This window comes from Propionivibrio soli (assembly GCF_025770765.1).
GTDB classification, from domain to species: Bacteria; Pseudomonadota; Gammaproteobacteria; order Burkholderiales; family Rhodocyclaceae; genus Propionivibrio; species Propionivibrio soli.
This window is the reverse complement of sequence record NZ_JANZKY010000001.1, coordinates 231,953-256,390: the sequence shown is the minus strand read 5'-3', so window position 1 is coordinate 256,390 and position 24,438 is coordinate 231,953. Positions and strand designations below refer to the sequence as shown.

At 62.2% G+C, this 24,438-nt stretch carries 22 protein-coding genes and 1 other RNA gene; 9 read left to right on the top strand and 14 right to left on the bottom strand.

Annotated features, from left to right (window positions below; all coding sequences use genetic code 11):
- Window positions 1-119: 119 nt before the first annotated feature.
- The gene (locus tag NZ453_RS01150; protein WP_263768433.1) at window positions 120-2,012 is read right to left on the bottom strand and encodes a DUF4914 family protein; all 1,893 of its coding nucleotides are present in this window, start codon (window positions 2,010-2,012) and stop codon (window positions 120-122) included.
- 245 nt (window positions 2,013-2,257) lie between these two features.
- Between NZ453_RS01150 and NZ453_RS01145 the strand changes: the two genes are divergently transcribed.
- Together NZ453_RS01145 and NZ453_RS01140 are read left to right on the top strand one after the other, a co-directional pair.
- On the top strand, window positions 2,258-2,746 hold the full coding sequence (locus NZ453_RS01145; RefSeq protein ID WP_263768432.1) for a MarR family winged helix-turn-helix transcriptional regulator: 489 nt from the start codon (window positions 2,258-2,260) through the stop codon (window positions 2,744-2,746).
- Between the two features lie 261 nt (window positions 2,747-3,007).
- Window positions 3,008-4,087, top strand: coding sequence for a Vgb family protein (locus tag NZ453_RS01140; RefSeq protein WP_263768431.1), 1,080 nt, complete (start codon window positions 3,008-3,010; stop codon window positions 4,085-4,087).
- A 25-nt stretch (window positions 4,088-4,112) separates the two neighbouring features.
- Here NZ453_RS01140 and NZ453_RS01135 read toward each other — a convergent pair whose 3' ends face one another.
- Complete coding sequence (locus tag NZ453_RS01135) at window positions 4,113-5,261, bottom strand: THUMP domain-containing class I SAM-dependent RNA methyltransferase (protein WP_263768634.1); 1,149 nt, start codon at window positions 5,259-5,261, stop codon at window positions 4,113-4,115.
- A 161-nt stretch (window positions 5,262-5,422) separates the two neighbouring features.
- Window positions 5,423-6,304 (bottom strand): NAD-dependent epimerase/dehydratase family protein, encoded by an 882-nt coding sequence (locus NZ453_RS01130; RefSeq protein ID WP_263768633.1) that lies wholly within the window; start codon window positions 6,302-6,304, stop codon window positions 5,423-5,425.
- Window positions 6,305-6,351: 47 nt separating this feature from the next.
- Between NZ453_RS01130 and NZ453_RS01125 the strand changes: the two genes are divergently transcribed.
- Together NZ453_RS01125 and NZ453_RS01120 are read left to right on the top strand one after the other, a co-directional pair.
- Entirely contained in the window at window positions 6,352-7,410 is a 1,059-nt protein-coding gene (locus tag NZ453_RS01125) for a CDP-6-deoxy-delta-3,4-glucoseen reductase (RefSeq protein ID WP_263768430.1), read from the top strand.
- Between the two features lie 5 nt (window positions 7,411-7,415).
- Window positions 7,416-8,591: an EAL and HDOD domain-containing protein gene (locus tag NZ453_RS01120; protein WP_263768429.1), complete on the top strand. Its 1,176-nt coding sequence runs from the start codon at window positions 7,416-7,418 to the stop codon at window positions 8,589-8,591.
- 52 nt (window positions 8,592-8,643) lie between these two features.
- Here NZ453_RS01120 and NZ453_RS01115 read toward each other — a convergent pair whose 3' ends face one another.
- The 7 genes from NZ453_RS01115 to ilvD all read right to left on the bottom strand — a co-directional run bounded on the left by NZ453_RS01115 (window position 8,644) and on the right by ilvD (window position 16,268).
- Window positions 8,644-9,348: an ABC transporter ATP-binding protein gene (locus NZ453_RS01115; RefSeq protein ID WP_263768428.1), complete on the bottom strand. Its 705-nt coding sequence runs from the start codon at window positions 9,346-9,348 to the stop codon at window positions 8,644-8,646.
- The gene (locus tag NZ453_RS01110; protein ID WP_263768427.1) at window positions 9,341-10,111 is read right to left on the bottom strand and encodes an ABC transporter ATP-binding protein; all 771 of its coding nucleotides are present in this window, start codon (window positions 10,109-10,111) and stop codon (window positions 9,341-9,343) included. The genes NZ453_RS01115 and NZ453_RS01110 overlap by 8 nt, the downstream gene beginning before the upstream one ends.
- Window positions 10,108-11,217: an ABC transporter permease subunit gene (locus tag NZ453_RS01105; RefSeq protein WP_263768426.1), complete on the bottom strand. Its 1,110-nt coding sequence runs from the start codon at window positions 11,215-11,217 to the stop codon at window positions 10,108-10,110. The genes NZ453_RS01110 and NZ453_RS01105 overlap by 4 nt, the downstream gene beginning before the upstream one ends.
- Complete coding sequence (locus NZ453_RS01100) at window positions 11,217-12,134, bottom strand: branched-chain amino acid ABC transporter permease (RefSeq protein WP_263768425.1); 918 nt, start codon at window positions 12,132-12,134, stop codon at window positions 11,217-11,219. Before NZ453_RS01100 ends, NZ453_RS01105 begins: the two co-directional genes overlap by 1 nt.
- A 97-nt stretch (window positions 12,135-12,231) precedes the next feature.
- Complete coding sequence (locus NZ453_RS01095; protein WP_263768424.1) at window positions 12,232-13,500, bottom strand: branched-chain amino acid ABC transporter substrate-binding protein; 1,269 nt, start codon at window positions 13,498-13,500, stop codon at window positions 12,232-12,234.
- A gap of 411 nt (window positions 13,501-13,911) precedes the next feature.
- Complete coding sequence (locus NZ453_RS01090) at window positions 13,912-14,238, bottom strand: c-type cytochrome (RefSeq protein ID WP_263768423.1); 327 nt, start codon at window positions 14,236-14,238, stop codon at window positions 13,912-13,914.
- 170 nt (window positions 14,239-14,408) lie between these two features.
- Window positions 14,409-16,268, bottom strand: coding sequence for a dihydroxy-acid dehydratase (gene ilvD / locus NZ453_RS01085; protein WP_263768422.1), 1,860 nt, complete (start codon window positions 16,266-16,268; stop codon window positions 14,409-14,411).
- A gap of 259 nt (window positions 16,269-16,527) precedes the next feature.
- Between ilvD and lgt the strand changes: the two genes are divergently transcribed.
- From lgt to dsbD, 5 genes are all read left to right on the top strand, one after another.
- Window positions 16,528-17,325, top strand: coding sequence for a prolipoprotein diacylglyceryl transferase (lgt, locus tag NZ453_RS01080; RefSeq protein WP_263768421.1), 798 nt, complete (start codon window positions 16,528-16,530; stop codon window positions 17,323-17,325).
- A gap of 122 nt (window positions 17,326-17,447) precedes the next feature.
- Window positions 17,448-17,858, top strand: coding sequence for a methylmalonyl-CoA epimerase (gene mce, locus NZ453_RS01075; protein WP_263768420.1), 411 nt, complete (start codon window positions 17,448-17,450; stop codon window positions 17,856-17,858).
- 132 nt (window positions 17,859-17,990) lie between these two features.
- The gene (locus NZ453_RS01070; protein ID WP_263768419.1) at window positions 17,991-19,595 is read left to right on the top strand and encodes a hypothetical protein; all 1,605 of its coding nucleotides are present in this window, start codon (window positions 17,991-17,993) and stop codon (window positions 19,593-19,595) included.
- 26 nt (window positions 19,596-19,621) lie between these two features.
- A complete protein-coding gene (cutA, locus tag NZ453_RS01065) occupies window positions 19,622-19,957 on the top strand; it encodes a divalent-cation tolerance protein CutA (protein WP_263768418.1) in 336 nt (111 codons plus the stop codon).
- Window positions 19,954-21,756, top strand: coding sequence for a protein-disulfide reductase DsbD (gene dsbD / locus NZ453_RS01060; RefSeq protein ID WP_263768417.1), 1,803 nt, complete (start codon window positions 19,954-19,956; stop codon window positions 21,754-21,756). Before cutA ends, dsbD begins: the two co-directional genes overlap by 4 nt.
- Here the strand turns inward: dsbD and NZ453_RS01055 are convergent.
- The 4 genes from NZ453_RS01055 to NZ453_RS01045 all read right to left on the bottom strand — a co-directional run bounded on the left by NZ453_RS01055 (window position 21,743) and on the right by NZ453_RS01045 (window position 24,429).
- A complete protein-coding gene (locus NZ453_RS01055; protein WP_263768416.1) occupies window positions 21,743-21,997 on the bottom strand; it encodes a TIGR02647 family protein in 255 nt (84 codons plus the stop codon). The two genes, dsbD and NZ453_RS01055, sit on opposite strands and share 14 nt — an antisense overlap.
- Before the next feature lie 52 nt (window positions 21,998-22,049).
- A complete protein-coding gene (locus NZ453_RS01050; RefSeq protein ID WP_263768415.1) occupies window positions 22,050-23,603 on the bottom strand; it encodes a protein adenylyltransferase SelO in 1,554 nt (517 codons plus the stop codon).
- 274 nt (window positions 23,604-23,877) lie between these two features.
- Window positions 23,878-24,060, bottom strand: a non-coding RNA gene (ssrS, locus tag NZ453_RS22260) — 6S RNA.
- Window positions 24,061-24,072: 12 nt separating this feature from the next.
- Window positions 24,073-24,429 (bottom strand): cell division protein ZapA, encoded by a 357-nt coding sequence (locus tag NZ453_RS01045; protein ID WP_263768414.1) that lies wholly within the window; start codon window positions 24,427-24,429, stop codon window positions 24,073-24,075.
- Between the last annotated feature and the right edge of the window lie 9 nt (window positions 24,430-24,438).

The window sequence follows — 24,438 nt, the reverse complement described above, 5'->3', positions numbered from 1 at the left end:
ACGGAAGAAAAACACGGCCGCGGCGACCTCCGTTATCGCCGTCCTTCGGTAACGGAAGCCTCTGCGGCCGTGGGGGTAACTTGGAGCCGGCGTTGGAGTTGGAGTCAGGGCTAGGAGGGTTAGTCTTCGTCGACCAACACCTTGTGCGGAAGCAACGCGCTGTAGTCGTCGACCGAACCGTTCTCCAGGCAGCATTCGATTATCCGGCGACCCAGGGGTTCCAGATCGGCGTCGAGATACTGCGCGAGTTCGCGATGGAAAAACTCGGTGAGGATGTCCGCGCCGGCGTCATAGCCGACGGTGCCGACTTCCCGTTGCTTCTCCACGCGTAAGAGGATGCCGGGAATCGTTTGTCCTTCGATGACTACGCTCTCGAGCGCGAAACCGAGCAACGGGCAGCGTGAGGCGACCACCTGATCCGGAGTGAATTTGGCGCCGCCGCGGCGGGCCAAATATTCCCGGGCGATCCATTGAGGCATGAACCCGGTTTCCCAAACACCGACGTGCTGGTTAGGCGTCAGGATGTACTTCACCCGCGGCGTATCGACGATTTGGCGCAGCAGCAGATTGGCCTGGTCAACCATGCGCCCGGTGGCGAATGGCCAGTAGGAACCGACGCCCTCCGAGCTCATGCCTTCGGCGCTGACAATGCTCGGATTGGCGTGTCCGCGCGGGGCTACCAGGCGCCACAACCAGGCGAGTGCCGGCGGCAGCAGATGGAACAAGCCAATGATCCCGTAGGTCGGGTTTTCCGAAGTGCAAGGCGGGCACCGCACGCCGAAGCTGCGCACGTCCACGTTGACGGCACCCTGATGGATGCCGGGTACCGCCTTGCGCGGAATGACGACACGCGGGTTCGGGCAGGGGTTTCCGGGTTCGTCTTCGATATGTTCCCAGATCAGGGCCGTGCTACCGGGTTTGGCATCGATATTGAGGAAGAGCAGCGGCTCCGTCGGGTGGATCGTCATCCGTTCCAGGTTGGGGTCGGTGCCGTATTGCGTAATGTGATTCACGCGCACGAACCAGCCATTTTCGGCGTCCATCAGCGCGAGGCGGCCATCGTTCTTCGCCAGCGAGGGATGGCAGAGCGCCATGTCGTCGGTGACCGGCCGCAGTTCGCAGTTGTGCGGCAGAACGAGCGTGCGACGCTCTCCCGAGAGCGTGTTGACGCCGAGCAGCAAACCGCCGTCGCCCTGGCGGTGCACCTGCTCGAGTAGTTCGCTCTTGCCGCCGCCGCTTGCGCCTTCGTGCATAATGCACAGCTTGTTGGCGTACGGGGTAATTACCTGTACCGCCGAACAATGCGCGGTCAGCCAGTCTTCCCGTTCGCCCAACGTGAGCAGCACGCCGTAGATGCCCTTCTTCGCGCTTGGACCGGGGTAGAGGTTGTAGCTGAACAGTTCGTGTCGTCCGGGGCGGCGGTTATGCACGACCATCTGCTTGCCGCCGAAGTGCGTGTGCCGGAAGGGCGGGGCGACAAAAATCACGGCCTTCGGGTCGAACTCGGCGGGAAGCGCGTTTTCGTCCAGAATGCCCTGTAAAAGAGCCAGCCCGAGCGCGAAGAAGCCGGCATTGGCTGGCGCAACGACGAGCGCATCGGCCCCCATGCCCGGTGCTCCAGCGATAAACGGAAAGAGTGCCAGCTCCTGGGTCTTGAGCCATGCAAAAGTTTCTGCGCGAAGGGACTCGAAGGGTTCGCCGTACTCGTCCTCGAAACGCGCCTTGTCCGTGGGCTGACCGTCGGCGATCAGCATGCAATCCGGGTCGCGACGCCGCATGTACGGCTCGACGTAGTTGGCCGCGACGCCGTTCTTGACCCGGCAAACCGTAGCCTCCACCACGCGACCGCGACCGGGGACCTCATAGGCCACTTCATGCACGCCGTCCACCGCGTCCCGCGTCGCGAGTTCGTACAACTGCTGCCAGTTCGAGGCCGCCGTGTACTTCGGGCACGCCGCGAGAATCTCCTGAACGGACAAGGGGATGCGAAAGCCCACGTCCACTTTGCTCATGATGCTCACTCCTGGGTGATGAACAAAACAGGCGTTCGAAATGGACGCGTCGGGACGTTGAGCCACCGCTTCTTGGCGGTCGGCATGTTTCCGGAGCTCGACAGTTCGAACGTTCACGGTGTGCTAGCATAACATATGAAATGCAATAGTAAGCAATGCAACTATAGAAGACGGTCAGTGAATCTCCGCTCTGGTGTTCGTGCGGGCTGGGCCCTATCATTCCCCTCCAAAAAAAGGACCTATCGATGCTGATTCACGATTCGCACCGCGGCGCCGGATTCCTTCTCACCGACACAGCCCGGCTGCTGCGCAAGTTGATCGACCGACGCCTGCAGCCGTTGGGGCTGTCGCGGGCGCAGTGGTCGATCCTGGCCATCCTTTCCAACCATGAAGGGCTTTCTCAGTCGCAGATCTCCAGCGAACTGGAAGTCGAGAAATCGACCGCTGGGCGGCTGATCGATCAAGTCGAGAAGAGTGGCTGGATCGAACGGCGGCCCATTCCCGGAGACCGCCGATTGTGGAGCATTCACCTGACGGACCGGGCCAGAGAGCTGCTCGTTGAAGTCGAGCGAGTGATCCTGCACTCGCGCGAAGAAATGCTGCATGGCCTGTCGGCCGAACAACAGGAGTTCCTCACCGACATTCTGCAAACGGTGAAATCCAACCTGTCGGCCGCGATCGAACTCGATCACGGTCATGTCGACGGCTCCCGCAACGCCGACGAGGGCGGCTGACGAACCGGTAGAAGCTAGGGGATGGCCGCCTTTTGAGGCCACGCCCATTCGTGGGGTGATCACATCGCGGCCTACCGATCCGTCGTCACTTGCGCCGCGAATCGGTTCGTCCCAAAAGGGATGAGCGGTGATCCCTTCTCCGTCCCCGGTTATCTCCTGTCGGAACTCCGCTACGCCGCCGTTAATCGAATACCAGCGAATATCTGCGGCGACAAGGCGTGCGGGCGCGGCTTGTCGGGTTTTTCGTAGCGGGAGATCAGCATGGAAACTCGGGGCTTCGGATCGCGGCGCGTCGCGGCTTTCGGCTCATTGATCCGGCACGGTGCCGAGGTCAGACCGACCAACAGACCAGTCGCTGTCTCTCCGAGGCACCGGTTCGCCGCGCCATTGCTCTTCTTCGGGGGGCTGATGCTATTTGTCGCTTCGGTACATGCTGCATCGTTTTCCACGCGCTATTTCGACGTACCTGCAGGATCGCATCCTCACGATGTGGCCGCCGTACCGACCGTCGACGGTCCCGTGTATTACACGGCGCAGAGTACGGGCCGGCTCGGGATGCTCGATCCACGAAGTGGACGGATTGAGGAAATCCACCTCGGCGCCGGTTCTGCTCCACACGGGGTGATCGTCGGCAAGGACGGCGCTGCCTGGATTACCGACGGCGGGCTGAATGCGATCGTTCGCTACGATCCGAAAACCCGGGCGTTGCGTACCTGGGCTCTGCCCGCCGACGCCCCTAACGCTAACCTCAATACAGCCGCCTTCGACAAACAAGGCCGCTTGTGGTTTACGGGCCAGGCTGGATATTACGGACGATTGGTGCCGGAAACCGGCGATCTAAAGGTCTGGAAGGCGCCGCGGGGTCGCGGCCCGTACGGCATCACGGCGACGCCCGATGGGCATATCTACTACGCGTCGCTCGCCGGCAGCCACATTGCCCGCATCGATACCGAGAGCGGTGAGGCGACCGTCATCGAGCCGCCGACCAAGGATCAAGGCTCACGGCGGGTGTGGTCGGATTCTCGCGGCAATATCTGGGTGAGTTACTGGACGACCGGGCATGTCGGCCGCTACGACCCCGCCGCCGACTCGTGGCGCGAGTGGAAGCTGCCAGGTGATGCGCGGGCCTACGCGGTTTGGGTGGACGAACGCGACAAGGTTTGGCTTACCGAGTGGAGCAGTAACGCGATTGTCCGCTTCGACCCGGAAACCGAGAAAATCGAGAGCTACCCGTCTGATCGAACCGGCGCGACGGTGCGCCAGTTGCTTGGGCGGCGCGGCGAGGTGTGGGGCGCCGAGTCGGGCAATGACCGGCTGGTGCGCCTGAGCGCGCCGCGTTGAGGCGCCGCGCTCCGCGTCACAGCGGCTAGGCGTCGCGGTTGCTGCCGGCGACCATCTTGAATTCGAACAGCCGGCACTCGATGGCCCCGTTGAAGAGTGGCGTCTTCTTGCTTGGCGCAAGGCGCATGAGTTTCGGCATGCGCAGGTCCGCCGTCAGCAGGTAGCAGTTCCAGCCGGCAAAGTTGCGCTTCAGCGCCGAGCCGAGCGAAGGGTAGAACGCCGCGAGTTCCTCCTGTTCGGACAACCGCTCGCCGTACGGAGGGTTAGCTACCATGACGCCGCTTGGGGCTGGCGCGTGGAGATTCAGAATGTCGCCCGAGCCCAGGGTCACCGCCGGCAGCAGTCCGGCGCGGTCGAGGTTGGCTAACGCGGCACGCACGGCGACCGGGGATACGTCGCTACCGAAAATCTGCGCGTCGGCCGCCGGCTTCTCGGCTTCCTGTGCATCGTCGAGCAGCGCCTTCCAAAGCGCGAGATCGAAATTGCGCAGGCGTTGAAAACCGAAGGCGCGGCCACCCGCGCCGGGGGCGATATTGAGCGCGATCTGGGCGGCTTCGACGAGGAAGGTGCCGCTGCCGCACATTGGGTCAAGCAGCGGCGTGCCGGGCGTCCAGCCGCTGAGGCGCAGGATGCCGGCGGCGAGGTTCTCCTTGAGCGGCGCTTCGACGGTCTTTTGCCGCAGGCCGCGCTGATAGAGCGGCGCGCCTGACGTGTCGATGTAAAGCGTGCACTCGTTACCGGTGAGGAAGCCGTGTACCCGTACGTCCGGCTCGCGCGTATCTACGCTCGGGCGCTTGCCGGTGTCGGCGCGAAAGCGGTCGCAGACGGCGTCTTTGATGCGCAGGGTGATGAACTCGAGGCTCTTCAGCGGGCTCTTGACGGCGGTGACGTCCACGCGGATCGTGCCGCTGGCGCCGAACCACTTCGGCCATGGCGTATCGAGCGCCAGCTTGTAGATGTCGTCTTCCTTGAGGTAGCGGCCGTGGGCGACGCGCCAGAGAATGCGCGTGGCGATCCGGGAATGCAGATTGGACGTGTAGCAGGCGCGCCAGTCGGCAACGAAGTGGGCGCCACCGGGGACCGCCGTCGTCTCCTTCGCGCCAGCGGCAATGAGATCTTCAACGAGCAGCGGCTCGAGTCCGCGCGGGCAGGTGGCGAAGAATTTTTCCAAGATGTTTCCTAACGAATCAAATCAAGAGGGCGGCTACTGTCCCGCGTGCCCGGTTGAGCACGTGGCGGGCAGCTAGAAGCGATGCGCCGCGGCATAGCGCAATGAACAATGCAGCCAGCGCAGGCGCGTTACGGCACGTTGTCATTGTAAGCGCTGACGGACGATTACCGACTCGCTACCCGGACAGCGGCGTCTACGCCATCGGCCACGGTCGGGTAGCGCAACCGAACCCGCAGTTCCGACTTGAGGCGCTGGTTGTCAAGGCGCCGCGACTCGCTCATGAACGAGAGCTGCGTCGCCGGCAGGCGTACCTCGGCTTCGGCGCGCGTGATCCTCGGTGGCCGCGGTAGGCCGAAACGGTCGGCAACGAGATCGAAGTAGTCCGTCATCTTCAAGGCCGAGTCGTCGCTCGCGTTGTAGCAACGATTGGGACGCCCGTAGCGCAAGGCGGCGCAGGTTGCTGCAGCAAGGTCGTCGGCGTGGATGTGATTGGTGAATACGTCATCTTCGGCGCGCAGGGCCTCGATCCCGTTGCGCAAGCGATCGACCGGCAACCGCTCCGCCGCATAGATTCCCGGCGCGCGCAAGATGCTCACGCAGGTGCCGCAGCGCCGCCCAAACCGGCGCAACTCCCGCTCCGCGTCGGCACGCCGCTGCGCCCGTTGTGTGCGGGGTCGGAGAGGGCGGGACTCGGTCACTCGTGCGCCGCCGCAGTCTCCGTAAACTCCGCTCGTACTAACGTACACAAGTCGCTGTGGTAGACTTTTCCCGCAGGCTAGGGCCGCCAGGAGGCGCCGCGTGCGCGTGTCGCGAGCGCCATGGGCTGGGGGCGGAGCGAAATGAAGCACGACGTCGGCTAGCCCTGCCAAGCGACGAAGGTCGTGCGGCTGGTCGAGGTCGGCAAGAATCGGGTGGACGCCATGTTCGCGCCAAAAAGCCCGCTGGGCGGGATCGCGCAATACGGCGAAGAGGCGGTAGCGGCCGATCAGCATCGGCAGCGTGCGGCGTGCCACGTCGCCAGCACCGACAATCAGCAGGTTTTGCAGTTTTTTCACCGCGCAATTTTACTGGATTCACCTCCTGGGGAGGTTTCATGGGTTTCAGGATCGTCGTGCAGCCGAGCGGACACGCCTTCGAGGCGGAGGCCGGCGAAACGATCCTCGATGCCGCCCTGCGCCATGGCGTGGTGCTCCCCTACGGTTGCCGGGATGGCGGTTGCGGCACGTGCCGTGGGCGGATTGTCTCGGGCGACGTCGACCACGGTCGAGCGCAAGCGGAGGTGCTAACCGTTGCCGATCGCGACGCGGGCAAAGCTCTGTTCTGTTGCGCCAAGCCGCACACCGATCTCGTCATCGAGAGCCGTGAAGTCCGCACGGCTGGCGAAGTGGTCCCCAAGACACTGCCCGCCCGAGTACAAAAGCTGACGCGGGCAGCTCCGGACGTCATGATCGTCGACCTCAAATTGCCGCCGAACGTGCGCCTGCAATTCCTGGCCGGTCAATACATCGACATTCTCTTGCCCGGCGGCCGCCGACGTGCCTTCTCGCTGGCCAATCCGCCCGAAAACGACGACTGTCTGCAACTTCATGTTCGCCATGTGCCGGGCGGATTGTTCACCGACCGCGTCTTTGCGACCATGAAGGAGCGCGATGTCGTGCGCATCCGCGGTCCGCACGGTATCTTCTACCTGCGCGAGGAGTCGACGAAACCGATGCTCCTTGTCGCCGGCGGTACGGGGTTTGCGCCGATCAAGGCGATTGTCGAACACGCGCTCGCCGAGGATTGCGCAAGGCCTATGTCCATCTACTGGGGCGGCCGGACGCGGGTCGATCTCTATCAGCTCGACGTCGCCGAGGCATGGCAGAACCATCATGCTCAAGTCCGTTTCGTTCCCGTTCTTTCCGACGCCGAAGACGATACCGTGTGGGTTGGCCGCTGCGGCTTGGTGCATGAGGCCGCGATGCACGACTACCCCGACCTGTCGGGATTCCAGGCCTATGTTTGCGGCTCGCCAGCGATGGTTAACGCCGCGCGGCGCGATTTTGTCGCACAATGTCATTTGCCCGAAGAAGAGTTCTTCGCCGATTCCTTCGTTTTTGCCAACGACGCGCCCGCTGATTCGTCGGGTGCAGAGAACAATTTGTCAGACTGACCGCCATGCCTGAAGTCTTCGTTTCCCGACAACCCCTGGTCAATCGCCAGAGCAAGATCATCGCTACCCGCCTGACGCTTCATCTGCCCGCCGGCGCAACGACTCGCGACGCCGTTGGCGCGCTCGAGGCCTTGGCGGAGGACTGGCCAAAGGGCGAGAAACTCGTCTTCGTCAATTGCGGTAAAACGCCCTGTGACGCGGATTTCGTGGCCTGGCAGGCGCCGGAAAACGCGACGCTCGAAGTCCAGGCCGCGGCACTTGCCGGCCCGGAAGCGCCCGCGCTTGTCGAGGCGCTGAGGGCGGCGCAACCCTCGCTGTGCCTCGTCTTTGACGCGCAGGCCAAGGAAGCGTTGATGACGCGGATTCCATTCCGTTTCATCGCCTTCGACGCCCAGCGTTATTCCGCCGCGCAACTCAAGGTGCTGGCGACGCAGACGCAGCCCTACGGAATCGGCGTGGCGACGAACGTTTTCGATGCGGCGGGTTTTCAGGCCTGCCTCGATGCCGGCGTCAATGCAGCGGCGAGCTGGTTCTTCAAGCGCCCGACACAGGCGCCGGCAAAAGCTCTGAATCCGGCGCAGGCGCAGATCATTCGCGTCCTCAATTTAGTGCGCAAAAATGCCGAGGTGCGGGATATCGAAGCCGCGCTCAAGCAGGACGTGGCGCTCTCGTACAAGTTGTTGCGCTACATCAACTCGGCGGGCTTCGGGCTATCGTGTGAGATCCAGTCGTTCCGCCACGCAGTGACGATCCTTGGCTACGACAAGCTTCATAAATGGCTGTCGTTACTGCTGGCGACGGCAAGCAAGGACCCGATGGCGCCGGCGCTGATGCATACGGCGCTCACACGGGCTCGCCTGATGGAGCTTTTGGGGCATGGCCTCGTCGATCGCCAGGAATACGACAACCTGTTCATCACCGGCGCTTTTTCCATGCTGGACGCATTGCTTGGCGTGACGATGGAGAAGGCGCTTGAATCGATGAGTCTGCCAGAAGCGATCAGCGACGCGTTGCTCGATCGCGGCGGTATCTATGGCCCCTTCCTCGACCTCGCAAGAGTCAGCGAAGGCGAGGACGGCGCGGCGATCGCCGAACAGGCGGGCATGCTCGGCTTGTCGGCCGAGCAGTTCAACCGTGCCCAGATGCAGGCGCTGGCGTTTGCGGAGACGATGGAGCTCTAGCAGCCCGCTGCGCGGCGTCTTCTTAGCCACCGCGCAGTCGTCGTCGGCAGCACTATTCGCCGAGATAGGCGGCGCGTACCTTCGGGTTGGCGAGCAACTTCTCTGCCTCGTCGGTCAGCGTGATTTCGCCGCTTTCCATGACGTAACCGCGCTGGCTCACTTCCAGCGCTAGCTTGGCGTTCTGCTCAACAAGCAAAACCGTCATCCCTTCGTCCGCTACCTTGCGGATGACCTCGAAAATGCGTTGCACCATCAGCGGAGCGAGACCCATCGACGGTTCGTCGAGCAGCAGCAGCTTCGGTCGGCTCATCAGCGCGCGGCCGATCGCCAGCATTTGCTGCTCGCCGCCCGACAGCGTGCCGGCAAGCTGCTGCGCCCGTTCCTTAAGGCGGGGGAACAGCGAGAACACATGCTCGGTATCCGCCACGATGGCCGGTTTATCGAAGCGCGAATACGCGCCCATGAGCAGGTTCTCGACGATCGACATGCGCGGAAATACGCCACGACCTTCAGGCACGAGCGCGATTCCCTGCGATACAAGCCGATGCGGCTCGAGAGCTGAAATCTCCTGGCCGCAGTAGCGGACGCTGCCGCTTGCCGCCGTGAGCAAGCGGGCGAGCGCTTTCAGCGTGCTCGTCTTGCCCGCTCCGTTGGCACCGATCAGAGCGACCATCTCGCCTTGCTCGACACGGAAGGATACGTTGCGTACCGCCTGAATGCCGCCGTAGGCCACGCTGAGCTTGGTTACTTCAAGCAAGGCTGCCTCCCAGATAGGCTTCGATGACTTTCGGATCTTTCTGTACGGCGGCCGGGACGTCTTCACAGATCTTTTCGCCGTAATCGAGGACCGCAACCCGGTCGCACAGGCCCATCACGAGCTTCACGTCGTGTTCGATCAGCAGCACGGTCGTTCCGTCGGCGCGGATGCTCTCGATCAGACGGCGCAGGCTTTCCGTTTCGGTCCCGTTCATACCCGCCGCCGGTTCGTCGAGCGCCAGCAGCTTCGGTTCGGTGGCCAGTGCACGCGCGATCTCGAGGCGGCGCTGGTCGCCGTATGACAGGTGTTTGGCCATGTCGTTGGCGCGGTGGGCGACGCCGACGTAATGCAGCAGTTCTTCGGCACGATCGTGGATCGCCGCTTCCTCGGCGCGCGTACGCGCCGTGCGCAACACCCCGCCGAACACACCGGCCCGCGTGCGCGCGTGGCGTCCGACCATGACGTTCTCGATCGCCGTCATGTTCCCGAAGAGGCGTATGTTCTGGAAAGTGCGCGCGATACCGCGCTGTGTCGCCACGTGCGGCGTGCTGGCTTTCAACTTGTGGCCCTCGAACAGCAGTTCCCCTCCGTCGGGGTGATAGAGGCCGGTGAGCACATTGAAGAAGGTCGTCTTGCCGGCACCATTGGGTCCGATCAGACCATAGATTTCACCTTCATGGATGGTGAGGGAGACACCATTCAATGCCTTGACCCCGCCGAAGCGCTTGGCGATGGCGTTGGCCAAAAGGAGGACAGGCTTCATTCGCCCTCCTTAAGAACGTCAGCCGTCGATCCATTCCGGAACTCGCGCCGCCGTATCGTCGAGGGCCATAGTCCAGCTGGCCGATAGAGCATGACGGCGACGAGCGCCAGGCCGAAAAGCAACATGCGCAAGGCTTCCGGGTCGAGGATGATCTTACCGAAAACCGCCAACTGCATTGGCCCGGCGCTGTGCCGGAAGAACTCAGGCAGGATGGTGAGCATGACGCCGCCAAGGATGACGCCAGGGATGTGGCCCATGCCGCCGAGGACGACCATGCACAGCACCATCACCGATTCCATCAAGTTGAACGACTCCGGACTGACGAAGCCCTGAAAGCCCGCGAACAACCCGCCGGCGACGCCGCCGAAACTCGCGCCCATCGTGAAGGCCAGCAGCTTGATGTTACGTGTGTTGATGCCGCATGCCTTGGCCGCGATCTCGTCTTCGCGGATGGCGACCCAGGCGCGGCCGATGCGCGAATCCTCAAGGCGTAGCGAGACGAAAATGATCAGCAGAGCGAGCGCCAGGAACAGGTAGTAATAGGCGTGCAACGACGGTACCGTGATGCCGGCGACCGTCAGCGGCTTGGCCAGCGTGATGCCGCCGAGGTGGATCGGGTCGATGCTCGAGATGCCCTGCGGACCGTTGGTGATATTGATCGGTGCGTTGAGGTTGTTCATGAAGATGCGCACGATCTCGCCGAAGCCGAGCGTCACGATCGCCAGGTAGTCGCCGCGCAAACGCAACGTCGGTGCGCCGAGCAGGGCGCCGGCGATTCCGGCCAGCACGGCGCCGAGCGGAATGATGGCCCAGACGGGTAAATGCAACCCGAAGTGCGGGCTCGCGAGGAGCGCGTAGAGGTAGGCGCCGACGGCGTAGAAGGCGATGTAGCCCATGTCGAGCAGCCCGGCGAAACCGACGACGATGTTCAAGCCGAGCGCCAGCATGATGTAGAGCAGGGCGAAATCGAGAATGCGCAGCCACGAGTTGCCGAGCGTGGTGCCGACGATGAACGGAAAGACGGCGAGCACGATGCCGATGCCAACGGCCGCCGCGATGGCCGTGCGGCGGTCGTGGCGCAAGGAGTCGAATGTCAGCGCCGCCATCACGCACGCTCCGCGACGCGTTCGCCGATCAGTCCCGACGGCCGGAAGATAAGCACACCGATCAGGACGAAGAAGGCAAAGATGTCCTGATAGTGGCTACCTAGGAAGCCGCCGGTCAGGTCGCCGATATAACCGGCGCCGAGCGATTCGATGACACCGAGCAGGAGGCCGCCGAGCATCGCGCCGGCGAGATTGCCGATACCGCCGAGGACGGCGGCGGTGAAAGCTTTCAGACCGAGCATGAAGCCCATGTAATAGTGCGCGATCGAGTAGTTGGCGCTGACCATCAGTCCGGCCACGGCAGCGAGCGCCGAACCGATGACGAAGGTGGCGGAGATGATCTGGTTAATGTTTACCCCCATCAGCTGCGCGATCGGCGGGTTCTCCGATGTGGCGCGCATGGCCCGCCCCAGCCGTGTGCGCCGGATGAGCAATGTCAGCCCGCCCATCATGAGCCCGGCGACGACAATGATGACGATTTGCAGGCTGGTGATCGTGGCGCCGAACACGTCGTGTTCTCCGGAGGGGAGGATCGGCGGAAAGGCGTGATAGTTGCGGCCCCAGATGAGCATGGCCAGGTTCTGCAGGATGATCGAAACGCCGATGGCGGTGATCAGCGGTGCCAGCTTGGGCGCCCGACGCAGCGGTCGGTAAGCGATACGTTCGATGGCGAAGCCGATCGTCATGCACACGATGGCTGCGCAGACGAGCGCGAGCGGTACCAGCACGATGGCGGGTAACCCGGGCAGCGCCTTGATGACGAACAAGGCCACCATGGCGCCGATCATGACCACTTCGCCGTGGGCGAAGTTGATCAGACCCATGATGCCGTAAACCATCGTGTAGCCGAGGGCGACGAGCGCGTAGATGCTGCCGAGCACCAGGCCGTTGATGATCTGTTGGATGAAGATGTCCATTGCTTTGGGTTACCCCAAACAGAAAAGGGAAACAGAAAAGAGAGCTTCGGGAGGACGGCTCCGTAAGGGAGCCGTCCCGTTGGCGAACGGCCGGGCGTTACTTCTTCTGTTCGCCTTCAGCCTTGGGGGCGTCCGCAGGAGCGGCCGGCGCACCGCCGATCGTTTCTCGGTACTCCCACTTCCCGTCCTTGACCTGGTACAGCGAAATCGCGCCGCCCTTCAGATCGCCCTTCTCGTCGAACTGGATCTTGGCCGTGACACCCTGGTAGTCGGTCTTGCCGATCTCAGGGAGGTACTTCGCCGGCTCAACCGAGTTCGCACGCTTCATGGAGTCCACCATGACCATCACGGCGTCATACACGTACGGTGCGTAAAGCTGGATCTGGCCATACTTCGCCGAGAACGCGTCGTTGAACGCCTTGCCTCCCGGCATCTGGTCGAGCGGAACGCCGGGCAGCGAGCAATACTGACCTTCGCTGGCATCGCCCGCGAGCTTGATGTACTCGGGGGTACAGCCGCCATCGCCGGTGAGGAACTTGGCCTTGATGCCGAGCGACTTCATCTGCTTGGTCATCGGGCCGCCTTGCGCGTCCATGCCGCCGTAAAAGATCACGTCAACCTTCTTCGACTTGATCTTGGTCAGGATGGCGGCGAAATCGGTCGCCTTGTCAGTCGTGAATTCGCGCGTGGCGATCTTTGCGCCGACTGCTGTGGCGCCTTTCTCGAACTCGTCGGCGAGACCTTGGCCGTATGCCGTACGATCGTCGATGATCGCCACGTTCTTCCCGGCGAGTTGCCTGGCGGCATATTCACCGAGGACTTTGCCTTGCTGAACGTCGTTGGCCATCACGCGGAAGGTCGTCGCAAACCCTTGTTGCGTGTATTTCGGATTGGTCGCCGAGCCGGAAATCTGCGGGATGCCGGCATCGGAATAAATCTTGGATGCGGGGATCGTGGTGCCGGAATTCAAGTGGCCGACGACGCCATTGACCTTTGCGTCGACCAGTTTCTGGGCGACGATCGTTCCCTGTTTCGGGTCGGCTTGGTCGTCTTCGGGAACCAGTTCGAGCTTCACTTTGGCGCCACCGATTTCCAGACCCTTGGCGTTGAGTTCCTCCACCGCCATGCGTGCGGCGTTCTCGTTGTCCTTGCCCAAGTGTGCTTGCGGTCCGGTCAGCGGCGCCACGTGCCCGAGCTTGACAACAACTTCGGGCGCGGGGGCAGGTGCAGCAGGGGCCGCAGGTGCTGCGGCAGGAGCGGCCGGGGCGGCGGCCTGGGGTTTCGGTTCCTCTTTCTGGCTGCAACCGACCACAGCCAAGGCTGCGAACACGGCGAGCGTCAGGGTGGAAATGCGTGAATCCTGCATAGCGTTACCTCCGGGCTGGTTTCGTCGAACGTGGTTAATGAAGTCTGTGCTCTTTAGCTGTCGTTATGATGGATAGAAAACTGACAGCAAACTGAATGGCAAAGAGCGGGCAACAGAGCGGTAAAAGCATGCTCCATGCCACGCCTCGGACAACAACGTCGGGAAAAAGATCGGAGAGTTACCGACGTTGGCCTGAAAGCCATGCCGCCGTGAGGGGCAAGCCGGGTTGCGAGAACTGCGCGAGAGCGAACGACAAACGATCGAATCGCGGTTGGGCGCTCCGAATTAACACAATCATTTCGGCCGCCGATTGGTGCGCTGCCGGACGCAACGCACCCTTTTGGTGACGCGGCCGCGCAAACGCGTAAAGCGCTGCGCGGCCGCTATGGAGGGACGAAAACTGGAGAACGCTTACTTCAAACTGAGAATCCATTTGACGAGCTTGGTCGCCTCGTCCGGCTTGACTTGAGGATTGGGCGGCATCGGAATCTCAGCTCCCAGTTCCTTGGTCCAGTTGCCCTTGCCGCCCTTCATTACTTTTTCTGCCAACGTCGCTTCGATGCCTTTCTGCCCCGCGTAGCGTTTGGCGACATCCTTGTAGGCCGGGCCGACGAGTTTCTTGTCGACCGTATGGCAGGCGAAACAATTCTTCGCTTTCGCCAAAGCCTCGTCGGCTTGAGCCGCGCCCGAAATCAGGACGCCAGCGGCGAGGAGCAGGGGAAGGTAAATCACTTTCATCGGTTTTCTCCACAAGTGGGCGTTGGAATCGCCCGTAGTCACGGATTCACGGTTCAAGCTTCGGTGGCTGCGGCTACCCGGCCGCCTCCGAGTGGGTAGCGGCTGGGGTGGACCGCCCGCTGAGCGGACGGTTCCCATATCAACGAAATGGTTATTACCGGGCCGACGTATCAACGGCGGATGAGCTGGCTGACGTCGCGCACGGCGCCCTTCGCGGCCGACGTTGCCATCAGGGCGTAGGCCTGCAACGCCTTGCTTACACGGCGGGGGCGTACTTTGGCGGGTTGCCAGGCTTTCTCGCCTCGGTCCTCCATCGCCTCGCGCCGCGATTTGAGCGCGGCGTCCGGGACGGCGAGGTGAATCCGCCGGTTCGGGATATCGAATTCGATCACGTCTCCTTCTTCGATCAGTCCGATGGCGCCGCCTTCCGCAGCTTCCGGCGAAACGTGGCCGATCGACAGGCCGGAACTGCCACCCGAGAAGCGGCCGTCGGTGAGCAACGCGCAGGTTTTGCCGAGCCCTTTGGATTTCAGATACGAGGTCGGGTACAGCATTTCCTGCATGCCAGGACCGCCTTTGGGCCCTTCATACCGGATCACCACCACGTCGCCGGGGTGAACCGTTTCGGCCAGAATGGCCTGAGACGCTTCGTCCTGGCTTTCGAACACGCGCGCCTTACCGCTGAACTTCCAGATGCTCTCGTCGACGCCCGCCGTTTTTACGATACAGCCATCCAGCGCGATGTTTCCGTAGAGGACCGCGAGGCCGCCTTCCTGCGAGTAGGCGTTTGCCCGGTCGCGAATGCAACCGTGCGTCCGGTCGAGATCGAGCTCGTTATAGCGCTTGTTCTGTGAGAAGGCGACCTGCGTTGGAACGCCGCCCGGAGCCGCACGATAGAAGTTGTGTACTTTCAGATCATGCGCTCGGTGCATCACGTCCCAGATGTCGAGGGCCTCGCCGATCGTCTTGGTGTGAATGGTTGCGACGTGGCGGTGAATCAGGCCGCAGCGATCGAGTTCGCCGAGGATGCCGACGATGCCGCCGGCGCGATGTACGTCCTCGATGTGGTATTTCTCAGTTGCTGGTGCCACCTTGCACAGACAGGGCACCTTCCGCGACAACCGGTCGATGTCGGCCATCGTGAAATCGACCTCCGCCTCCTGCGCCACGGCGAGCAGGTGCAGCACGGTGTTCGTCGACCCACCCATGGCGATGTCGAGCGTCATGGCATTCTCGAAAGCCTCGAACGTGGCAATGCCGCGCGGCAGAGCCGATGCGTCGTCGTGCTCGTAATAGCGGCGGCATAGCTCAACGATCTGGCGGCCGGCTTTCAGGAACAGTTCTTTGCGGTCGGCGTGCGTGGCGACGACGGTGCCGTTGCCCGGCAGCGAAAGGCCGAGCGCCTCGGTCAGGCAGTTCATCGAATTGGCGGTGAACATTCCGGAGCACGAGCCGCAAGTTGGGCAGGCGGATCGCTCGACTGCATCGACTTCGGCGTCGGAGACGTTGCTGTCTGCCGCCTTGACCATGGCATCGATCAGATCGAGATGGATGGTCTTGCCGTTGAGGACGGCTTTGCCGGCTTCCATTGGGCCTCCGGAAACGAAGATCGTCGGGATGTTGACGCGCATGGCGGCCATTAACATTCCAGGCGTGATCTTGTCGCAATTCGAGATGCATACCATCGCATCCGCGCAGTGCGCGTTGACCATGTATTCGACCGAATCGGCAATCAAGTCGCGGGAGGGCAGCGAATAGAGCATGCCATCGTGGCCCATGGCGATGCCGTCGTCGATGGCGATCGTGTTGAACTCCTTGGCGATACCGCCCGCCGCCTCGATTTCACGGGCGACCAACTGGCCCAGATCCTTCAGGTGGACGTGGCCGGGGACGAATTGAGTAAACGAATTGACGACGGCAATGATCGGTTTGCCGAAATCGCCGTCCTTCATCCCGGTGGCTCGCCACAAGGCGCGTGCGCCGGCCATGTTGCGGCCATGGGTTGAAGTGCGGGAACGATAGTCAGGCATGGGAAGTCTCCAGTACGGAATCGGTCGAAGCGAAAGAATCATTCTACCCAAGATGCCGGGCAATGACTGCCTGCACGCGCAGCCGGTCTGTGCTGTGTGGCGCGACTCTGCTAGATCGCTCACAACAACCCTTGGGACATCGATAACCCATGAGCACAGGTGGGTTTTTCCCCATTATCGGCGTTCGCGCTAGAATCAGCCGCCTTGCACCGCTTTTCGATGCGCCGTGCTCGTAGCGCCTTTCCCGAAGGTCTCCTCCATGTTGATTCATCCTCAGTTCGATCCCGTTGCTTTTTCTCTCGGACCGCTTTCCGTGCGTTGGTACGGGTTGATGTATTTGCTCGCGTTCCTGCAATTCTGGTTCCTCGGCAAGCGGAGAATCGAAACGCAGCCGCATGTGGCACAGGCCGGCTGGTCAGTACAGCAATTGGACGACCTGTTGTTCTATGGGGTCATCGGCGTGATCGTCGGTGGCCGTCTTGGCCAGGTTCTGTTTTACGAACCAGGCTACTACCTGACGCACCCGCTGGAGATCGTTGCCGTCTGGAAAGGCGGCATGTCTTTCCACGGCGGGTTTCTCGGCGTGCTGGCCGCAATGGTCCTGTATGCGCGCAAGGTGCAACGTCGATGGCTCGACATCACGGACTTCATCGCGCCCCTAGTCCCGCTCGGGCTCGCCACCGGCCGCATCGGCAACTTCATCAACGGCGAGTTATGGGGTCGTGTCGCCGACCCAAGTTTGCCCTGGGCGATGATTTTTCCGCACGTCGATCAACTGCCGCGCCACCCCTCGCAGCTCTACCAAGCGGGGATGGAGGGCATCCTGCTGTTTTTCATCCTCTGGTTCTACGCTCGCCGTCCGCGACCCAGCGGGGCGGTGTCCGGGGTCTTCCTCATCGGCTATGGCGCCTTCCGTTTCATCGCCGAGTATTTCCGCACGCCGGACGCCGGAATCTTCGGACTCTCTGAAGTGATCAGTATGGGGCAGTGGCTTTCCCTACCCATGGTCGCGGCGGGAATCGCGATGTGGGCGTGGACCTGCAGGCGACCAGCGTAAAAGCAGAGAAGATGCGCGGTATGGCGGCCCTGGCCGCGTAGGCTGTCAGTGGCGCCGTTTTGGCGGATAATCGAGCTTTCGGATTTCAACCGGTTTTCATCATCATCCAAAGGAAAAGGGCAATGAATCTGTCACATATCGAACACATCGGAATCGCCGTGAAAAGCCTCGAGGAAGCAATCCCGTTCTGGGAAAAGCAACTTGGCCTGAAGTGCTACGCGGTCGAGGAAGTCAAGGAACAGAAGGTCAAGACGGCGTTCTTCAAGGTTGGCCAGTCGAAGATCGAACTCCTCGAGTCGACCGATCCGGAAGGCCCGATCGGCAAGTTCATCGAGAAGAAGGGCGAAGGCGTGCACCACATCGCCCTGGCGGCGAACGGCCTGCAAGCCAGCCTGACCGAACTTGAGGGCAAGGGCGTGCAACTGATCGACAAATCGCCACGCAAGGGCGCCGAGGGGCTCGACATTGCATTTGTACACCCGAAGGCAACGCGCGGCGTTCTCCTTGAGCTTTGCGAAGACCCGAAGAAATAAGCGGTCGCGTCTTATCCGGGATACACACGGAGGACTGAAACAAGCCGTTGAGCGGGCAGCGGCGCGGCATTGTCGCGCCGCGCCGTCGATCTGGCCCAATTTGGCGGCCAGGATCCTGAAGGGGAACCGTCCATGACCTGGTTTTCTTTGCCGGAAACGCAAGCGGAGAACAGGGGTGCGTTCTCCGATTCCGTGAGTGCCGCGCGTTGGCTGGCCGAACAGCCGCAAGCCAACGCCCCGGCAATGCTGAACGCTCTCGCCACGCAGATTCATGCGCTCGACACCCTGTCGATGCCGCCGCGCGAGCGTTACAAAACGCTGGAAGTTTTGCGCAAGTCGGCATTTGCCGTCAGCCGCGAATGTCAGCGACGCTACGAGGGGAAACCTCTGCCCCTGCTTTCCCAGGAGAAGCTCGTCTTCGAAGCGGCCCGTCGTTTGTGGCGCGCGTACGCCGTTGCCTATCTGCATTGCCTGCGAGCTTGCCTCGACCGTGATCCGGCCGTAGTCCGCTATAGCGCGCGCATGGCGCATCGCGTTCTCTCATGTTTGCGCATGGAGCAACTCGCCTGCTATGCGGCGTCGAATGAATTGGCCCCCGGGTTCTGGGGCACTCTGCATGCTGTTCTGGCCTCGGCGGAAAAACTGGGGGTGGTGCGCGAGCCGGTCGAGGACTCCTTGCTCGGCGAAACGCGCGAGTCAACGGTCAGCGGCCAGTACGCAATGGCGCTCTTGCTTCATCTCGCGCGGCCTTTCGCGCTGTCCCACGGGCAGTTTGCCGCCACTGCGCAATGGTTCTCGCGCTGGCGCGAGCAGGCCGATGTGCTCGACTTGCCGGACGATAATCCGCGAGCGTGCTGTCTGGCCATCGATCTCGCCCAGGACCAGCCCATCCACGGCAACGCCCAGCCGGCCGATGTCGCCCGCTGGCTGTCGTTGACGAACATCATGCGCAAGATGCGCAAACGGGCGGGAATGCTAGCTGAAGGTGAATCTCCCGAGAGCTTGAAGCTTGGTAATACGCTTTCAGGGCCGGCTTGCGTCGCGCTGCTGAATCTCCTTTCCGACCATCTCCGCTTTCCTGTGCTGTCCGTGCCCGAGCCTGGCGCCACGGACGGTTCTGTAACGGTTCTACCAGGCATGGAGAACATCTACCGAGCGCTCGGCGGTCGTGGATTGAAAGAATCTGAGACGCCGGCCGCCGCCTACGGCGATCGCTTGAGCCATGAACAACTGGCGGTTTTCGATCATGTCGTCGTCCACGCCGAGAGCGATGCCGAGAAAGCCGCCGAATCCTGGGATATCCTGAAGCGGCAGAGCGAAGAGATCCAGTTGTTCCGGCGCCCATCGAGTGGCGACGCGCGTTTGACCTTCGGTGCGGTGCTCGGCTTGCGTCGTGCCGATGCCGCTTCCTACGACCTCGCATCGATCACCGGCTTGTACGCACGGAACGAAGGCCTCGTAGTGACGGTCGTTCTTCTGCCTGGGCGGCCGGCCCCACTTCTGGTGGAGATCCGTGAGCGCCCGACAGGGAAGGCCGGCTTCTATCCGGCGCTCGTACTTCCGGGAGAAACCGGCGATGAAGCACGGGTGGCGATCCTCCCGGCCGGCCTGCCGGCGCGGGCGCTGTCCATGCGCTTGTCGGACGGTCGCGAGCAGACCCGGCTTGCCTGGCGGCTTGACCGCCTGGTCGACCGCGGCGGCGACAACGAACGCTGGGCGATGGTGTCCGAAGCGTGAGATCGGCCCCGTCGGGGAATCCGCAAATGAATACTTTGCTCGTACTGACCAATCTGCCCGATATCGAAACCGCGAATGCGCTGGCGGAAAAGATCGTTGAAAAACGGCTCGCCGCCTGCGCCAATATCTTGTCTCCGTGCCACTCGATCTATCGCTGGAAAGGCGTTGTTGAATCCGTGGACGAGGTGCCTTTGCTGATCAAGACCACAGAGGCGTGTTATCCGGCGCTTGAGAAGGCGATTTGCGAGGGCCATCCATACGAAACGCCGGAAATCATCGCCGTTCCCATCACACGGGGCCTGCCCGGCTACCTGGCATGGGTCATGGCTGAGACGCAGGCCGAAAACTGGCTATCGCCATGATTCGCATTTTTCTGCGGCACGCGCTCTGCCTCCTTCTTCTGTGGGCAGGCGGTGCTGTTGCCGGCGATTTGTTGCCGCCGTCGGAAGCTTTCAAGCCAACGGCAAAGGCGCTCGATGGCCAGACCATTGAGATCCGCTTCTCAATCGCCAAAGACTATTACCTGTACCGCGACAAGTTTCGCTTCTCCGCCGAGCCGGCAAGTGTACAGCTTGGGTCGCCGGCGTTGCCGCTCGGCAAGGAAAAACTCGACGATACCTTTGGCAAGGTAGAGGTTTATTATCGAGACGTGGCGATCCGCTTGCCCGTCGAGCGCAACAGTTCGGGTACATTGCCGCTCGTTCTCTCGGTGACGTCGCAAGGATGCGCCGACATCGGCGTGTGTTATCCGCCGCAAAAGCAGACACTGAGCCTTGAGTTGCCCGATCCGGCCAGTACACCGGCCGCACCGCCGGAAGCGGCCTCTGCCGATGAATCGGGACGCATCGCGGGCCTTTTTGCGCATACCGAACCGTGGCTGCTTGCCAGCATCTTTTTCGGTTTCGGGCTGCTCCTCTCGTTTACGCCCTGCATGTTCCCCATGTTTCCGATTCTGTCCGGAATCATCGTCGGCTCCGGACGCGAAGGCCGCGGCGTTTCGCACGCTCGAGGTTTTGCTCTTTCGCTCGCTTACGTTCTCGGTATGGCGATTACCTACGCGGCTGCCGGTATTGCCGCAGGTCTCAGCGGGACGCTGCTTTCGTCGTCTCTGCAGAATGTGTGGGCACTCGGCGTCTTCGCGCTCGTTTTTGTCGCCTTGGCGTTGTCGATGTTCGGCTTCTATGAGCTGCAATTGCCGACTTTTCTGCAAAGTAAGGTTTCTGAGGAAGCCGGCCGGCTACGTGGCGGGAGATTGGCTGGCGTGTCGGTGATGGGCGCGCTTTCCGCGTTGATCGTCGGTCCCTGCGTGGCGGCTCCGCTGGCCGGCGCGCTACTCTACATTGGACAGACGGGCGATGCCGTTCTGGGCGGCCTTGTTCTTTTCTGCCTAGCGCTCGGTATGGGCGCGCCGCTGCTTGCCCTTGGACTCTCTGCCGGGACGCTCCTGCCGAAGTCCGGCCCGTGGATGGAAAACGTGAAGAAGGCGTTCGGCGTCGTTCTCCTCGCCTCGGCGTTGTGGATCGTCTCACCGGTGCTTCCGGTCGCGTGGCAGATGGCGGGTTGGGCCGCCCTGTTGATTGTTCCGGCGGTGTTCCTGAATGCAATCGACCCGCTGCCGCCGCACGTTCGCGGTTGGCCTCGATTCTGGAAGGGGGTGGGCATCGTCATGTTGGTGACGGGGGCCGCGATGCTCGTCGGAGCCCTGTCTGGAGCCGGCGACCCGTTGCGGCCTCTGTCGGCGATCGCTGGCGCGAAACCGGCGGCGGAGCGGTCCGCCTTGCGCTTCGAGCGTGTCACATCAATTGCCGAACTCGACACGCGTCTCAATTCAGCCGGGAAGCCGGTGATGCTCGACTTCTATGCTGATTGGTGCATGACATGCAAGGAAATGGAGCGCGACACCTTTTCCGATCAGCGCGTGCAACGGGCATTGAAGGATTGGGTCGTTCTGCAGGCCGATGTGACAGCCAACTCCGAAACGGACAAAGCGCTATTGGCCCGTTTCAATCTCTTCGGGCCTCCGGGGATCGTCTTTTTCGATGCGGCCGGCAATGAGCGACGCGGTGTTCGCGTCATCGGCTTTCAAAACGCCGATCGTTTTCTCTCCAGCCTACAGGCAGCAACGGCGCCTGTGCCGGGAATCCGCCTTAGTGAACGCTAGCCGCCACGCCGTCAGTCAGCATTCCGAGCATGACTCGCGCATGCTCCGCCGCTTCCCGTCCGAGTCGCGTCAGGTAGCCGCCGTCGGTCTGCGTCACCAAACCCTTAGCGTATAGCCGCTGCACGGCGGCGATGACGGCGGCGTCCGCTGTCTTGTGCACCTTGATGCCGAGTTGGCCGGTACCCAGGTCGAAGAGGATCAAAGCGTTCAGTTCATGAACGAGGTCTGACGTATAGGGCATGCGGGCCTCCTTGCGCGGAAAGCGCCATTCTACGGGATCGCCCGGGTGGTGTTCACGAACTGCACGAGAGCATCGAACAGCCCGCCTTGTGTCGTGCCCATTCCGGCCGCCGCGCAGCGAAGCTTTCCCGGCCTGGCTGGTCGTCGTACGGATGGCGCAGCACGTCGAGCAATTCCCAGATCATGTGCGGGTCGCCGTTTTCCGCGCGTTCGATCGCCTGTTGGGCGAGGTAGTTGCGCAACACGTAACGCGGATTGACCGCGTTCATCCGGGCGATGCGGTTTGCCGCCGGCTCGTCCTGGGAGCGGATTCTCGTCGCCCAGTCGTGCAGCCACTGCGCTAGCGCCTCGGTGTGCGCGGCCAAACGCTCATCGTCGTAGAAGGCTTCCTGCAACGCAATGACCGACGGCGTTCCGACATCGACGTCGGCAAGGTGGCGGAAAAACAGCGTCATGTCTGCTTCGGCCGCCTGCATCAGTTCGAAGGCGCGTTCCAGCAAGGTGCTATCGCTTTCGCGCCATGCGCTGAACCCAAACTTGGCGGCGAACACCCGCTGGAATTCGCGGGAATACGTTTCGTTGTAACGATTCAGCTGCGACGTGACTTCGCTCGCTTCTGCCGCTACCACGCTCAGGGCTTCAGCCAGTCGTTCGAGATTCCACCGCGCGATTTCCGGCTGCCGGGCGAAACAGTAACGGCGGCCGTCGGCGTCGGTTGTGTTGGGCGTCCACGCCGGATCGAAGTCTTCAAGCCAACCGTACGGGCCGTAGTCGATGGTCAATCCGAGGATCGACATGTTGTCGGTGTTCATTACTCCGTGCACGAACCCGACGCGTGTCCAATCGACGACGAGCCGCGCGGTCCTTTCGCAGACTTCGCCGAACCAGCGGGCGATGCGCTCTTCGCCGTCATCGGCAAACTCCGGAAAATCGCGAGTGAGCGTGAAGTCGACGATGCGTCGCAGCAGATCCTCGTCGCCACGCGAGGCTGGGAGTTCGAAGTGACCAAAACGCAGGAATGAAGGGGCGACGCGGCAGACGATGGCGCCTGGCTCCTGGACCGGGTGGCCGTCATAGAACATGTCGCGTACCACGGCATCGCCCGTGGCTACCAACGAGAGTGCCCGCGTGGTCGGTACCCCGAGGTGGTGCATCGCTTCGCTGCAGAGGAACTCGCGTATCGATGAGCGCATCACGGCACGTCCGTCGGCGTGACGCGAGTACGGCGTGGTTCCTGCGCCCTTGAGCTGGAGTTCGTAGCGCCGGCCTTCCCCATTCACAGCCTCGCCGAGAAAAATCGCCCGGCCGTCGCCGAGTTGGCGTGCCCAGGAACCGAATTGGTGACCGCCATAGCATGTCGCGTAGGTCGCCATTCCGGGAAGCAAGGCGTTTCCGGCCAGCACGGCAACCCAATCCCACGACGTAATCTCGTCGTTGGCAAGACCAAGTTCGTGTGCCATTTCTCGCGAATAGGCAACCAGCCGGGGATTGGAGGCGGGTGTAGGCCATACCGGCGACCACAGCGCGCCAAGCACTTGATGCGAGTGTGGCGCAGGATTTTCCTCTCCGGGTGTTTCTCGCACCAGGCGATTGTCAAAGCGAAGCATTGGAAGTCTTGTGGGCTGGTAGTTAGGCCGTTCGGCACACCTGGAGGCGACAAGTTCCCCCTTGGCCTCTGGCTGAGCGGCGCTGGCGACGTTCAAACGTGCCCGCCTCTTCGCGAGTGCCTCGCGTGAGGGAAGTTAAGGCAGGGAGCGAAACTGGCTCCGCAAGGCGAACGGCTGGGCGGGGAGGGCTTTGCCCGATAGCGACGAAGCGCTGCGTCCAACATGGGCCAAAAAAACGGCGTGGAAGGCATCCGCCGACCACGCCGTTTCGAATAATGTCCCCGCGAATGCCGTTAGGCCGGCATCCTGAACCGGAGTTCAGTGGGGTCGCTTCCCTTCTGCATCAGGCTCGCCCGGCTTAAGGGGCGGGCACAACAGCAGCTTCGATGGTTCGCGACCGACGCCAATTAGCATTGGTTCAAGGAATATATGGCCTTGACAAACACCGCAGGGAACAGCCGTCGGAGGCCTACAACAGCTTCTCTTGCGGCGTCAGCACCGCGTCGAGTTGCGCCTCCATGTCCGAAATTCTACGCTTAACCGCGCCGAAGTCTAGCCCCGATTCAGGCCCCGAAACAGCTGATGGAATCGCGGCTGTTTCCCCCGGCTGGCGCCGGTTTGACAGGTGTTCGTGCGCAATGTTCAGTGCGGCCATGACGGCAATGCGTTCGGAGATGTTGCTCTTCGTTTTTTCGGCGATGTCGTGCATCTTCTCATCGACGTAGGCGACGGCGGCGAGTAGCGCCTCGCGTTCTTCCGGCGGGCAGGCGACGCGGTATTCCTTGCCGAGGAGTGTGATGTCGAGGTAGTTCGCTTCGTTAGGCATGGCGGGGTC